The organism is Armatimonas sp. (genome assembly GCF_031410135.1).
In the GTDB taxonomy this organism is placed as follows: domain Bacteria; phylum Armatimonadota; class Armatimonadia; order Armatimonadales; family Armatimonadaceae; genus Armatimonas.
The window spans coordinates 1-13,350 of record NZ_JANNYP010000876.1 but is presented as its reverse complement, the minus strand read 5'-3'; the positions used below and the strand labels follow the sequence as shown (position 1 = coordinate 13,350).

10 protein-coding genes are annotated in these 13,350 nt (G+C 60.8%); 4 read left to right on the top strand and 6 right to left on the bottom strand.

What is annotated here, in order from left to right:
* Nucleotides 1-208 precede the first annotated feature (208 nt).
* Complete coding sequence (locus RMO15_RS31520; RefSeq protein WP_309722721.1) at nt 209-892, top strand: phytanoyl-CoA dioxygenase family protein; 684 nt, start codon at nt 209-211, stop codon at nt 890-892.
* Here RMO15_RS31520 and RMO15_RS31515 read toward each other — a convergent pair.
* The 4 genes from RMO15_RS31515 to RMO15_RS31500 all read right to left on the bottom strand — a co-directional run bounded on the left by RMO15_RS31515 (nt 889) and on the right by RMO15_RS31500 (nt 6,900).
* Nucleotides 889-3,618, bottom strand: coding sequence for a M14 family zinc carboxypeptidase (locus tag RMO15_RS31515; RefSeq protein ID WP_309722718.1), 2,730 nt, complete (start codon nt 3,616-3,618; stop codon nt 889-891). The genes RMO15_RS31520 and RMO15_RS31515 overlap by 4 nt on opposite strands.
* Nucleotides 3,619-3,621: 3 nt before the next feature.
* Nucleotides 3,622-4,758 (bottom strand): hypothetical protein, encoded by a 1,137-nt coding sequence (locus RMO15_RS31510; protein ID WP_309722715.1) that lies wholly within the window; start codon nt 4,756-4,758, stop codon nt 3,622-3,624.
* 22 nt (nt 4,759-4,780) lie between these two features.
* A complete protein-coding gene (locus tag RMO15_RS31505) occupies nt 4,781-5,827 on the bottom strand; it encodes a hypothetical protein (protein WP_309722713.1) in 1,047 nt (348 codons plus the stop codon).
* Nucleotides 5,828-6,069: 242 nt separating this feature from the next.
* A complete protein-coding gene (locus tag RMO15_RS31500; RefSeq protein ID WP_309722710.1) occupies nt 6,070-6,900 on the bottom strand; it encodes a hypothetical protein in 831 nt (276 codons plus the stop codon).
* A gap of 109 nt (nt 6,901-7,009) precedes the next feature.
* Here RMO15_RS31500 and RMO15_RS31495 point away from each other — a divergent pair, with 109 nt between their 5' ends.
* Genes RMO15_RS31495 through RMO15_RS31485 form a run of 3 tightly spaced genes read left to right on the top strand, consistent with a single transcriptional unit; the run spans nt 7,010 to nt 11,630 of the window.
* The gene (locus tag RMO15_RS31495; RefSeq protein WP_309722707.1) at nt 7,010-7,702 is read left to right on the top strand and encodes a response regulator transcription factor; all 693 of its coding nucleotides are present in this window, start codon (nt 7,010-7,012) and stop codon (nt 7,700-7,702) included.
* Nucleotides 7,699-9,129, top strand: coding sequence for a HAMP domain-containing sensor histidine kinase (locus RMO15_RS31490; RefSeq protein ID WP_309722705.1), 1,431 nt, complete (start codon nt 7,699-7,701; stop codon nt 9,127-9,129). The genes RMO15_RS31495 and RMO15_RS31490 overlap by 4 nt, the downstream gene beginning before the upstream one ends.
* A gap of 29 nt (nt 9,130-9,158) precedes the next feature.
* The gene (locus RMO15_RS31485; RefSeq protein ID WP_309722702.1) at nt 9,159-11,630 is read left to right on the top strand and encodes a bifunctional YncE family protein/alkaline phosphatase family protein; all 2,472 of its coding nucleotides are present in this window, start codon (nt 9,159-9,161) and stop codon (nt 11,628-11,630) included.
* On the opposite strand, the gene RMO15_RS31480 is transcribed toward RMO15_RS31485, so the two are convergent.
* Both RMO15_RS31480 and RMO15_RS31475 read right to left on the bottom strand, forming a co-directional pair.
* Nucleotides 11,627-12,625 (bottom strand): hypothetical protein, encoded by a 999-nt coding sequence (locus tag RMO15_RS31480; protein ID WP_309722699.1) that lies wholly within the window; start codon nt 12,623-12,625, stop codon nt 11,627-11,629. The genes RMO15_RS31485 and RMO15_RS31480 overlap by 4 nt on opposite strands.
* A 17-nt stretch (nt 12,626-12,642) precedes the next feature.
* Complete coding sequence (locus RMO15_RS31475) at nt 12,643-13,305, bottom strand: hypothetical protein (protein WP_309722696.1); 663 nt, start codon at nt 13,303-13,305, stop codon at nt 12,643-12,645.
* Nucleotides 13,306-13,350 lie beyond the last annotated feature (45 nt).

Sequence of the window (13,350 nt, the reverse complement as noted above, 5' to 3'; positions counted from 1 at the left end):
GCGCGAGAAGGCACTACAATTTTTGTCCTGTACTTAGCTTATCGGCAATGATACGGTAGGTTGCGTGACGACTTCTCATCATAGAGTACCAACACTGGTCCCTGAATTGGACTAGCCAATTCTTAACGGATTGGGCCAATTGTACAAATCTTCTCTATGTCTGTCAAGGAGATTTTTTATTTGTTTACCGATCTGGAATAATAAAGACATGCTAACTGAAGACGAGATTGAGCAGTACTTCCGTGAGGGCTACTTGCTCAAGAGAAACCTAGTGCCATTGAGTGTCGTGGAGTCCGTTCGGGCCATCGGTGAGACGACGAAAACCACCGACGGCGGCGGCTGGACACCGAAGACTTTTGACCGCGAGAACCCAAAGTCGAAGCCGGAGCTTCATGCGATCCTGCGCCACCCGAGCGTTGTCACGGCGGCAGGCCAGCTCTTGGGAACCCCGCCCCTGATCTACTACGGCATGCTCGCCATCGTTCCCGCGCACGGGGGCAACGGCCTGCCCTGGCACCAGGACAACATGTACTCGCATATCTACGGCGGAGCGCTCAATATCTTCGTGGCGCTCTCGGAGATCACGCCCGAGATGGCAAATCTGTGGGTTGCACCCGGCTCGCACAAACTCGGGACGCAAGCCTCCAAGCGCAACGAGACGACGGCAAAGGGGCACCGCGAGGCACTGGTCGAGCCGGAGAACGCGCTGCTGCTGCCCACGCTCCAGCCTGGCGACACGTGTATCTTCACTCGCGACACGCTCCACCGCTCGCTGACCAATACCACGGATCAGAACCGCTACGCCTACGCCGCGCAGTTCTGCGCCACCCACGCCCGCTACACCGAGACCGGTAAGCGTCCGCCGCTGTGTGTGGATCCGACGAGCCTTTAGCCGTCGCCGTAGCTGCGATTCGGGCCAAAGAGAATGCCGTTGATCAGCAAGCGGTTCAGGCCGCGCCAGAGGTTTCGAAACGTCGGGTCGGAGAGGTAGAGCAGGACATGACCGGAACCTGTGGGCTCGTCGATTACGGCGGCGGTCTCGGCAAGAAGGCGCTCGGTGTTGCCCTCCCACGCGAAGCCGGAGACGAGCAGATTGCTCTTGGCAAATGTCACGGCGTTGGTGCCTTTGGTCGTGGGCTTGAGGAACGTGTCGCCTTGGAGCGGGAAGATCAGCTCGTCTTGCCCGTAGCCAAAGCCCAGGAAATGCTCGCGATTGAGGCTGGCGCGAAAGAGGGCACCGGGCAGCGACGTCGGCTTTTTCTCCCGCTCTTTCTCGCGCTCCTCAGTCGTCTTAGGCTTGTCTTTATCGTCGGGCTTGGGGTCTTTATCGGCACCAACTACCGTGGCCGCAGTCAGGTTTGCGTCTTTCTCGGTGAACCAGGTGCCGCCACTGGCTAGGCCAATCAGCGCGCCGCCGCCTGCAACCCACTCGCGCAGGGCATCTATGCCGGGCTTGCCCAGTGCGCCAGAGTAGCCAAAGCCCTCCGGGAAGATCACGACATTGAACTTGGAGAGCGCCTCGCCGCGTAGGCTTCTAAGGCGAATCGGGGTGAACGTGACGCCCAGCTCGCGCTCCAGGAAGTGCCAGACACTGCCGTAGCCCGTGAGGCTCACCATGTCATCGGCGACCACGGCGATTCGGGGGCGCTTGAGGCTTTTGAGAAACTCCGAGCCCAGCCCGATACTGGTTTCGTCGGTGTAGGCGGAGCTGAGTGGAACAAGTGGAACGCCCAGCTCGGCGGCAAGCTGGCGCAGCGTTTTGTGGAGGCTCGCCGGGTTGCGCTCGCTACGAACCACAAAGCTCCCATGCTCCAGAGCAATTCCACCCGCCTTGCCGGGCTTGGTCATCGAGCCGACACGGTAGCCTTTCTCCAGGAGCCGTAGCGCCAAAATCGCCGCGTTCTCTCGGTCGTAGCGGATGAGGTAGGCGGGAGGAAGGGGGGCTTCAGGCAGCGCGGCGGGCTCTGTGGGAGCCGCCAGAGGTTTGGTTTTGGGAGGCGTGGCGTCTTCCGTCCAAAACGCCGTGAGATCGAAGGCAAACGGGAGCGACCAGGCCGTGATGTCGTAGAAGTCGTAGTCGTCGGTCTGCTCGGCGTCGTTTTTCTTGAGATTGCTCAGGCGTTTGGTGAGCTGCGCCTTGAGAAACGCGTCACCGAGCGGTGTTGTAGGCTCCAGCAATGTCTTGGCGAGGCGGCCCTGCGGCTGCGCTAGCTCGATCACCAGGCTCCCGGCGGGGAAGCTCTGTTTTTGCGTTACGGGCTTGCCATCGGGCGTGAGGTAGGGATGCGCCTTCTCCGACGCAAACTCACTCGCGACAACACTGACCTCGATGCCGGAGCGCTGGAGGCGCTGGGCGAGCGCTTGGAACCGCTCCGGGTCGGTGCCAGGGAGAATGACCACGCGCTTCATCGAGTCGGAAGTGCTCAGCGCGCTACGGCGGTACTGAACATAGTCCGAGAGCAGGCGCTTGCGGTTCTTTGCCGCCGCGGTGATCGTGGCGACCGCGGCCTCAAAGTGGTGCGCGATGCCGTCGCGGAGGGTGATCAGGGTGCCATCGCTACGTTTCTTGGCCAGCCGCCCGCCCTCGTCGGTCTCGTAGGTCATCCCAATCGCGCCGGAGAGCGTCGTCCAGGAGTCCAGATAGCCGGGATAGTAGAGATCGAAGCGCTCACGCGTCACATACTGCCAGCCGTACTTATCAAAGGCCGCCGCGTTGGCCTTCCCAAACACCGATGTCCAGTCTTCAATGCGCTTACCATCGGCCTCGCGGTTGACCGGGTCGGAGTTGGGGGGGAAGAAGTAGTTCTCGACCTGCCCGTGCTGGTCCACAAAGACCTGCGGCTTCCACGCCAGAAACGCCGCCGACTCTGCCTGCGTCTCGGGCTGAGACTGCGAGATCTTGTCGCGGTTCATGTCAAAACGGTAGTGGTTGTAGCGCCCCGAGATACCCCACGGCTGGCGCAGCTCCAGCGTGTCGCCCTCAGGAATTCCCAGCGCCAGGGAGTTGTTGTAGACCACAAAGCGCTCGTGGCCGTCGGGGTTGAACACGGGGTTGATGAGCACTACGGAGCTTGCCAGCGCATTTTTCACCTCCGCCGATTCCGATGCCGCCAGCGTGTAGAGCAGCCACATCGCGGACTCAAACGACGCCGACTCATCGCCGTGAATGCAGTGGTTGATCCAGACAAACGTCGGTGCCGACTTCGCCGCTTTGTCTGCATCGGCGCTACTCTGCGTCCGAGGATCGGAGAGCTTGAGGTTACTAGAGCGGAGCGCGTCAAGTTTCGCTAAATTCTCCGCCGATGAGACCGCAAAGAGGCGCAGGGGCCGCCCTTCTACTGAGGTTCCAATCTCAAAGACCCGCACCCGGTCTTTTGCCGCCATCGCCAGTAGCGTTTTTTCCTGCTCGCGGTAGGTGGAGTGCGTGTCACCCGCCTCGTAGCCCAGGAGCTGCGTGGGCGTGGGGACGCCACTGCGATAGGGCTTGCGTCCGTAGAAATCATAGCGCGCTTGGGGTAGGGCCGCGCCGGGAAGCGCCCGCTGCGCTTGGGCAACCAGCGGCACGGCAAGGCTCAGGCTGAGCACAAAGAGCGAGAGAGGGAGAGATCTTGTCTGCACACGCTATCGTACCCCAAGCCGGGTCGCGAGCCAGTCAAAGGCGGCGTTTTGCATGGGAAGGTCGAACTTGTGCCCGCCAGGATAGAACTGCCCCAGATAGCTCTCGGGCTTCCCCACCGACGCGTAGTGCCGCGCAATTCTGGCATCGGCGGCGCGCATTCCCTCAAGCGTAAAGAGCGAATCGGCTTCGTCGTACTGCACGAGTAGCGGCGAGGGGGCGCGGCAGGCCACGAGGTCCGCGTAGTCGCCGTGGTGCATCCAGGCAGGCGGGTAGAGCATCCAGGTGTGGCTGACGACATTGTGGTCCAGCAGGCCGGGAAACGTGCTCATCATCCCCACCACCACCGACGCCCGAATCTTAGGGCACGTGGCCTGAAGGAGCGCTGCCCGCAAGCCGCCGCCCGAGAGCCCGACACAGCCAAGCGCCTTGCTTTGCACATCGGGGCGCGACGCTAGATAGCTCGCCGCCACGCGGTCTTCGTAGCTAATGATACCTGCGAGACTGGTGCCGAGTAGCGTGGTGTACTTGGCGACCAGCTCTTCGTGGAAGCTCGCCGTGACATTGTAGAGCTGCGCGGGGTTGGCCCCAGACTCTAAGGCCATCTTCTTGCCACGATCCTGGTGCAGCGCCGTCATGGTCTCCAGCGGGAACTTGCGGCTGCCCCAGAGAAAGATATCGTGCACCAGAACCGCAAACCCGCGTCGGGCCAGCTCATTGGCATAGGCGCGGCCCCCGTAGTACTGCCCTCGTGACGGTGCCACACTCTCCGGAACTGTCTCGGGGCCATCGGCGATCTGCTCCTTGCCGTAGAGCTTGAAGCCCCCGTGGTGGTGCAGGGAGACAATGCCCGGGAGCGTCTTTCCCTCGCTGCCCACGGGCCGCAGATAGAACGCCTGGGTACGCGGCCCATAGCCCACCGACCACGAGATAAGCTCGCCCACAACGCCCTCGCGCTCCCAGCGCTGCTCGACCCGCACGTCCTGCGGGGTCTCGTCGCCGGGTGCGAACGCCAGTGCCTCACGCACTTTCTTCTGCGTCGCCTTGCCCGGCCTCGCCTCCGGCCAGAGCGGGCGGGAGCGCTGCGCCGCACCCACCAGCTCGCTGTACACCCCGAGGTCTTGGTAGATCGTCTGACTCATACCAGAGACTATACGGGATTTTTTACCGTTTTCGGGTGGCGCTGGCATACCAGGCGTTGTTTTTATAGATCACGGCGTAGCTGCCTGACTTACCCAGAGCGAGAGCATTGATGCGGTAGTTGCCGGTTTGGATGGCGGTTACCGCAGTGGTGAGTGCCGCAGGAACGCCGCTGAGGTAGCAGATATTCTCGTTGGCAACGATTCCCCACGAATCGCTGACACCTAAAGCGAGCTGGCGGACGCTGTTGCCGTCTTCGATCAGGCTCTTGAGGCGACTGAAGAACGTGCTGGGCACGCCGCTAGTGTAGTAGCCTCGGCTCGCGCCTCCGTAGACAACGGCCCACGCACCTGTGGGGCCAATTGTCACAGCGGTGATACTGGCTCCTGCTGTTTGTAGGCTGGAAAGGCGGTCGTAGAGTGCCTGGGGGACATTACTGGCGGTGAACTGATTGCTATTGTAGACCACGAGCCAGCTTGCACTTGGTCCTAGGACAACCGCGCTGATATTTGCATTGAGCGCTGTCAGGCGTGTTAGCTCGGCGGTAAGCTCACTGGGAACATCGTAGACGCTCCAGAGCTTGGTGTCATAGGCGATGGCCCAGGCATCATCCGAGGCACGCAGGGCAACACTGGAGATCGTCCGGTTCTCCTGGTTGAGGGTGTAGAGCTTGTCTACAAACGTGGTGGTGGGCTTGGGAGTGGGTGTCGGCGTCGGAGTCGGGGTCGGACTGGGCGTGGGGGTCGGCGATGGCGTGGGTGTAGGACTCGGGGTTGGAGTTGGGGGACGCGGTGTGGGCGTAGGGGTTGGGATTGGGGTTGCTGTTGGGATCGGTGTCGCTGTCGGCACGGGGCTGGGGGTAGGGATCGGCGTCGGAAGAGGTGTTGCGGTCGGGACGGGCGTGGATGTCGGCACAGGAGTCGCGGTTGCAAGAGGCGTTGCGGTCGGACGTGGTGTGGGTGTTGGAGTACTTGAGCCGCCACCGCCACAGCCATGCAGGGCGAGCCAGGTCGTTGCCGAAATTGCGGCGAGTCCGAGCTTATGGGATGAAGTGAGTCGTGGGAGTTTCATGTGTGTTCTATCTCTTTGCCGAACTTAAGACCACAATACGGTGGTGAACCTTCACATGATCAACGTGAAGAATGAGCTTGTTGTGACAACAAAGTCCCCTCTGTTATGAGCAAAGGGGACTTCTCTAAGGGACTTTCAATAAAATACCTATTCCATAGATGGTTTGGGTTGGGATCGTGCAGCATCAGAATGCATGGGATAGTTTTATTTTTGAGAGTCCCTAAATCGGGGTTCTAGGAAGGCTAGCCGCCGCCGCGTCCACCAAATCCACCGCCACCGGGGCCGCCAACACCGCCTCCTGGGCCACCGAAGCCACCACGACCCGTGGGCATCATGAAGCCCTTCGCGATAGTCTGCTGCTCGGTGCTCAGAACGCTCTCAGGCTTGCGGCCCTGAGCGAGCTTGGTGAGCTGGTCTTCATTGAGCATCAGCTTCAGGGTTGCCTCGGGGCGAATCCCTGCCTCCTGCAGACCCTTCAGTGCCTTGATCAGTAGCTTCAGACGAGTGCGCTGCGCCTCACTCAAGACGGCGTCGGTGTCCGCGGCGGCCTTGCGCTCGGCCTTTGCCATGTTGGCCTGCATCTCCTGCATCGCGGCCTGCATCTCCTGCATCATGGCCTGCATGTCCGGGCGACCACCCTGAGCGTTCGGGGCCGCACTGGGATCGGCGCCCTCAGATGCCTGAGGACGGCGCTGGGGCATCTGAGGGCGCATGGCGTCTTGGGACTCCTCACGTAGGAGCGCAATCTTCCCGGACTGAGCATCCGTGAGGCTCAGGTAGAGCGCCATGATGCGAAGCGAGATATTGGCTGCGCTGATCTCACGGTTCATTCCCCCCATCATGCCACCCGGTCCGCCCATGCCTCCCATCATTCCCATGATGCCGCCGGGGCCGCCAACACCGCCACCACCAAAGCCGCCTCCTGGTCCACCCTGGCCGCCACCAAAGCCGCCACGACCTCCGCCGCGTCCACCACGGCCTCCGCCTTGTTCGCCACCCTGACCCTGAGGCGGCTGTGCCAGAGCAGCGCCGCCCACCATCAATGCCACAAACGTTAAAGCCAATCGGTTCATGTCTTCATTCTCCTGCCTCCCATAGTAACCAACAACCATGAAGCAATAGTGAAAACGACGACGAATTTTCTTCAGGTTTGCTTCACGGTTTGCCGCTACAATGCTTCTTATGGCGCGATTGCTACTAATCGAGGACGAAGAGCTACTGGGCGAGATGATTGTCGAGGGGCTGGAGGCGGCTCGGCATGAGATAACCTGGTGCCGCAATGGTGCCGAGGGTTTTGAGCGTGCCTGCGAGGGCGGCTGGGCGGCGATTCTCTTGGACTTAATGCTACCCGGTATGGACGGCTGGAGCCTCTGCCGTCGCCTGCGTGACCGACGCGACCCTACGCCCATTCTGATGCTCACGGCGCTGGATGAAGTGGAGGAAAAAGTGCGCGGCCTGGAGCTCGGGGCCGACGACTATCTCACCAAGCCCTTTGCCTTTCCTGAGCTGAAAGCACGCATTGCGGCGCTGCTACGGCGGGAGCGGCTCCAGCGCCGCCGGACGCTTCAGATCGCGGATCTGGTGATTGACACGGAGCTACATGAAGTAACCCGTAGCGGCAAAGCGGTCTCGCTCACCCGGCGTGAGTTTGATCTCCTTGAGGCGCTAGCGGCGCGGGTGGGGCATGTGGTCAGTAAAGAAGCGCTGCGCTCACTCTGGGGAGGCGATGCGGAAGTGGGCTCCAACACGATTGATGTCCACATGGTTGCCCTGCGCCGCAAGCTCGACAGTGACCGCCCGGAGAACGCGCGGCTCTTTCACACGGTCTACGGAATGGGCTACGTGCTGCGCGAGCCAGGAAGCGAAGTGACATGAGGCTCTCGATTACCTGGCGTGCGCGTCTACTCAACGGAGCGCTGAGTGGCTTGGCGCTGGTGGCACTGGTTGTCCTCGCCCAGAACCGAATCCGCATGGTGCTCTACAACGCGGTGGATAGCGCGGTGCAGTCCCAGGCAGAGACCATGCTCCATCACGGGCCACCCCCCGGTTTTCCTCGCGAGGGATTCGGCGACCGAGAAGGGCGTGGACGAGGTGGCTTCGACTTCGGGCGAGGTTTTGATTTTGGCCGAGGGCGAGGGCCGAGGGGTGGCCCTGATGTCATGCGTTTTGGCACTACCGCCCTGCTAAAACCACGGCCGATTCCCCTGGATGGCCAGACGCTCAATCCGATGGAGCCGCCTTGGTCGGTGGCAGGTGCGGCGGCGGCACGAGAGCAGGGAACCGATCTTCGTCAGGAGCTTGACAAAGATGGTAAGACGATCAAGGTTTTCTCGATCCGGCAGCCCAGCTTTATCTTACAGACGGCTGCTAGCCTGGAGCAGACCGATGCTGCGCTTGCTGAGATTCAGAAGGCGCTGACGGCGCTGATTCTCCCTGTGGGGTTATTGATGAGCCTGCTCGGGGCGCTCCTGACGGACATTGCCTTCGCCCCGATCCGCAAGCTCACGCGGGCGGCGGCGGCGCTTCAGCCGAGCGACTTAGAGCAGCGCCTGCCACAGCCAGGGGGCAGCGACACGTTTGACCAGCTTGTCACGGTGCTCAATGCGATGCTTTCGCGCATGGAGGCGGCTTTTACGCGCCAGAAGCGCTTCACCGCCGATGCGAGCCACGAGCTACGCACGCCGCTTGCCGTAATTAAGGCCGCGTCTAGCTTTCTACTGGAGAACGATGATCCCCTCACTGAGCGCCAGCGACGCACGCTCTCCCGCGCCGATAAAACCGTGGATCGGGCGAATACGCTCGTCTCGGATCTCTTGCTGTTGGCGCGTGCCGAGAACGGGAGCCTGCACGTGCAGCGAGAGAGTCTCTCGCTGCAAGAAGTGCTCAGTGAGGCGGCACAGGCTGCCGAAGCGGGGCAGAGCACGCCCCACGCAACGGTGGTATTAGATGTCCCCGAAGAGACGTTCGCCACCGATCCCAAGCTCCTGCATCGCGTTGTGGTGAACTTAGTCAGCAATGCCCTGCGCCACACCCCGTCCGAGGGGCAGGTGACACTCAAGGCCATAGTGGGAGAAAGCCTGATCCTCACTGTCACGGATACCGGCGAGGGAATTGCACCCGAGCATCTGGCGCGCCTCGGGGAGCCGTTCTATCGCCCCGACGCCTCCCGTGCTCGTGAGCAAGGCGGGGTCGGGCTAGGGCTTGCCCTGTGTAAAGAGATCACGGCGGCACTGGGGGGGACGCTGGAGATTCAGAGCGCTCTTGGGCAAGGCACTGTCGTTACGGTAACTCTTAACCCATAGTTGACATGCTGCCCGGTATAATTCCGGGTATGAAACGAATTCTTCTCGCCGCTGTGCTGGGTGTTGCGGTTGTGGGCTTCACGCTCCAGGCAAGCCAGACCCGCAAGCTCGGAAAGCAAGCCAACGGTCAGTTCTTGGTGTCCTCAGGCCAGACGATTGAGCCAGGGACGATTGCCTTTGACGGTCGCCCCGTAGACATCGCGCTCCATCCCGACGGCAAGACACTCGCGGTGCTGGGCCAGAACAAAGTTTTTCTGGCGACCGAGACGGGCGTGATCTCTGGCACTGACGTGCCTCTTGCTGCCGGAGCGGGGTTTCATGGTCTGCTCTGGACACCCGACGGCACGCGCCTCTTTGCCAGTGTGAGCAATGGTGTTGTTCAAGAGTGCCTCTACGAAAGTGGGAAACTCACGGCGGGGCGCAAGCTGGAGTTTGGGGGCAAGGGGAATCCTAGACCCGGCGGGATGTGTGTCACGCGCGACGGCAAGACGCTCTTTGTGGCCCTGATGGATCGCGACGGCATCGCCGAGCTGGACATCGCGAGTGGCACGGTCACGCGCACGCTTCCCACCCAGAAGCTCCCCTTTACCGTGGCACTCTCCGCCGACGAGAAGACCCTGATTGCCAGCAACTGGGGCGGACGGCCCGTCACCGATGAGGATGAGCTGGAAAACGGTGAGCGCGCGGAGTCCAACGGAGCCTGGCTTGTCAGCGACCCACGCGGCTTTACTGCCACGGGTAGCGTGAGCTTGGTAAGCCGCGATGGTGCCAGCACCACGCATCTGCCCGTCGGGCTGCACCCCACGGCGCTTCTGGTTGATGGCAACCGTATTTTTGTCGCCAACACGGCCAGCGACAGCCTAAGCGTGATTGATCTGGCTCAGAAACGCGTCGTGGCGACGTGGCCACTGACCTGGGGCAATAATCGGCTACTCGGCGCGATGCCCTCCTCGATCGTCCTCCTTCCGGTAACTCCGGCAGTCGGGAAGTCTATTATGGTGGCGTGTGGCGGCGATAACGCTGTCGCGGAAGTGGATGCAGTCAGAGGTAAGGTGCTCGGCTACCGGCCTGCGGGGTATTACCCCATCGCCCTTGCCATTCCCCCCTTCGGACCATCGGGAAAAAGGCGCATTTTTGCTCTCAACACCAAGGGCAATGGCTCGGTGCGGCGCACGGTGCTGGGGCAGGCGGGGAATGCGCATGATTTTCAGGGAAGTATCTCGGTGATTGATCGAAGCTCTGACCTGAAGGCGGCGACGGCTCGCGTCGCGCAACTTAACAACTGGGATGCGCCGCGTGTGACGCCCAAGCTGAAAGTTTTTAATGGCGCGATCCAGCACGTGCTCTACATCATCAAAGAGAACCGCACCTACGACGAGGTCTTCGGGGATATGAAAGAGGGTAACGGGGACCCGAAGCTCTGTGGCCTGGGCGAGGAGGTGACCCCCAATCACCACGCGCTAGCCCGAAGCTTTACGCTCTTTGACAATGGTTATGTCAGTGGCACCAACTCCGCCGATGGCCACCAGTGGACCGACACCGCGATGGCCAATGATTACTTAGAGCACATGTACACCGGCTACCGCACCTACCCCGACGATGGCGACGATCCGATGGGCGTGGCGTCGTCGGGGACGATCTGGGATGCGGCGCTCAAGAAAAAGAAGACCGTGCGCATCTACGGGGAGTTCTGCGACGATGGCAGCAATATTATCGAGCCCAAGCCCAAGGACTGGCTGGAGGTCTGGCAGGCACGGGGGACGAACAAGTTCACCTACAAGTCCATGCCACGTGTGCACCGTGTTAAGCAGCTCGCCCACCCCACCTACCTCTACTGGCCCCTGCTCCAGAGCGACCAGGTGAAGGCGGACATCTTTATCGAGGAGTACACCAAATTCAGCAAGGCCAATACGGTTCCCAATCTGATGGTACTCTCGCTCCCATCGGATCATACGGAGGGGCTCTCCGCCGAGTATCCCAAGCCCAAGAGCATGGTCGCGGACAATGACTTAGCACTGGGACGAATTGTCGCGGCGGTGAGTAAGTCGCCGCAGTGGAAGAACACCGCGATCTTTGTGATCGAGGACGATGCCCAGTCGGGGCCGGATCACGTGGATGGCCACCGCACGGTCTTTGCCTGCTACTCGCCTTATGTCAAGCGCGGCTTCGTGGACTCCAACTTCTACACCACAGTGACGATGCTCTCGACCATCGAGAAGATGCTGGGCCTTGATCCGATGAACAAGTTCGACGCCAACACGCCGCCCATGGCCGCCTGCTTCACCGACACGCCCAACTTCTCGCCTTTTACTGCTGTGCTCAACCGCACCAAGATCGGCGAGATGAACACCCCGCGCACCGCGCTGGCCCCGTCTGAGCAAAAGTGGTACGACCTCTCGGCGTCGCTCGACTGGACGGAGATGGACGCCGCCGATTTCAATACGCTCAATCGGATTCTCTGGCACAATCTGCACGGCGACAAGCCCTATCCCGCAAACTAACAGGAGAACCGCATTGTCCCCTTTGCATCCACCGCTGTAAAGGGGTGGCCAGTGCGGATACTCTCACAGAAGCGGGTGAATTCTACAGGAGGCAGGATCAAGCAAAATCCGTCTTCCATCCACCGTAAGGTTACCTCTTCATCTGAGGGAACGACAACCAGAAAGGCACCAGATGCCCGCGCATCGGTTCCCCCCTCGCGGCAAATTGCGAGAGGACTACTGGTACCGATCTCACAGACAAGGCAGCTTGTTGCTGTCGAGTCGCGCTCAGTGAGAATTGCAAACGGCATGGGCTCTTGTGTTCCTAGCTCATCAAGTGCTTCGTTGAGTTTTGCCCTTGCACGGGTCGTGAGTCGCAGCTCAATATGGGTACGCTCATTGAGATGGCAGAAAGCGCCTGGAACTCGAATGGCGCAGGGGTTTTGGCTGAGGAGGCTCTTGGTGGCAATTTCTCGGAGCTCCAGTGGCTTGCGCTTGCGGTCACACCAATCGGGAAAAGGGTAAAACCGTGCCTGATGACCAAGGAGTGCAAGGACTCGCGTTGCCCCGTGTCCGTTCCAGATTTCTAGCTCGTTGAGCTGGAGAAGAAGAAGCTGAAGGTAGTCTGATTTGGGGGCAGGAATGTCAGGCAAGCGGTGCGGATCGGTGTATCCTAAGGCGGAGTAGCCCAGAAAACTCGGGGTTCGTAGCTGAGAGTGTCCACCGCTACCTACGATTTGTCCTTGCTGGGCGAGGAGCTGAACGGTATTAAAGAGCGTGAGAGGCTCATGAGGAAAGGCTTCCACCTTCTCATGTCGCTCCCGCTTTAGGGTAAATACAATCTCGGCTTGTCCCCATTTTTCCAAACCGTCCGAGATATACGTCCAGCAGACCAGCTCTTGATCGCATCGTGAGAGTTTGTGAGTATGCACCGTCATGGTCAGGCCACTCTCTCCCACGGGGAGTGTTTGTGGAGGAGGAAGCGCTGTCTCCGATTTTCTTAGCCAGGAAAACATGTGGGGATTGTACCAAACTACGTCATCGCTTTGAGGTAGTCCTGCGCGGCCTCGCGCAGGGCTTCGTTCTTGAATCGCTTCAGAATGCGCCGGGCGGTGCGCTCACCGCCGGGTTGCTTCAGGCTTGCCAGCACCAATAAAATTGCCGTTGCCGGTTCGGCTTCAGAGAGGCTGGGCTCCTGATTGGGCCGAAAGGCGGGTTTGGTGAGAGGGCTTCCCAAAGCACGGGCAAGTAGTCGCACGAGAATCTTACGCTCCTCGGGCGTGAGGCGCAACAGCTCGTCCTCGGTGGCGCGTGGCAGGCGGCGGCGCAAGATCGTGTCGCAGGTGCTCGCCAGCCGCGTCGCTTCGGGGAGCGTCGAGCCTCTTGTGGTGTCGCGTATCTGCAAGAGCGGCCCCAACGTGCTACGATCCATCGCTTGGGAGACGATCTGAACGGCTTTGAGGAAAGCCTCACGCCGTTGTTTGTAGCCCCGTGAGGCGTTTGCCAGAGGAATCGCTAGCCCGACAAGCTGTAATAAACGGAAAGGGAATGCAACGCCATTTTGAAATCCCACGACGATCAGGAGGCCAGACACTGCAACCAAAACGCCAAGCGCGATCCAATTGGCTCTGCGGTTTTCTTGGCGGAGCCGCTGGGCGAGGGGAGCGAGGTCTTCGGCTTCGTACTGGCGGAGCATGGGAGTATTTTAACCGATGGCGAAGTAGTCCGTGAGGGCTCCGAG

Bases quoted from the DNA above. Each gene is read 5' to 3' on its own strand.
- RMO15_RS31505 (WP_309722713.1), bottom strand. From the start codon at position 5,827: ATGAAACTCCCACGACTCACTTCATCCCATAAGCTCGGACTCGCCGCA.
- RMO15_RS31500 (WP_309722710.1), bottom strand. From the start codon at position 6,900: ATGAACCGATTGGCTTTAACGTTTGTGGCATTGATGGTGGGCGGCGCT.
- RMO15_RS31480 (WP_309722699.1), bottom strand. From the start codon at position 12,625: ATGTTTTCCTGGCTAAGAAAATCGGAGACAGCGCTTCCTCCTCCACAA.
- RMO15_RS31510 (WP_309722715.1), bottom strand. From the start codon at position 4,758: ATGAGTCAGACGATCTACCAAGACCTCGGGGTGTACAGCGAGCTGGTG.
- RMO15_RS31520 (WP_309722721.1), top strand. From the start codon at position 209: ATGCTAACTGAAGACGAGATTGAGCAGTACTTCCGTGAGGGCTACTTG.
- RMO15_RS31495 (WP_309722707.1), top strand. From the start codon at position 7,010: ATGGCGCGATTGCTACTAATCGAGGACGAAGAGCTACTGGGCGAGATG.
- RMO15_RS31485 (WP_309722702.1), top strand. From the start codon at position 9,159: ATGAAACGAATTCTTCTCGCCGCTGTGCTGGGTGTTGCGGTTGTGGGC.
- RMO15_RS31475 (WP_309722696.1), bottom strand. From the start codon at position 13,305: ATGCTCCGCCAGTACGAAGCCGAAGACCTCGCTCCCCTCGCCCAGCGG.
- RMO15_RS31490 (WP_309722705.1), top strand. From the start codon at position 7,699: ATGAGGCTCTCGATTACCTGGCGTGCGCGTCTACTCAACGGAGCGCTG.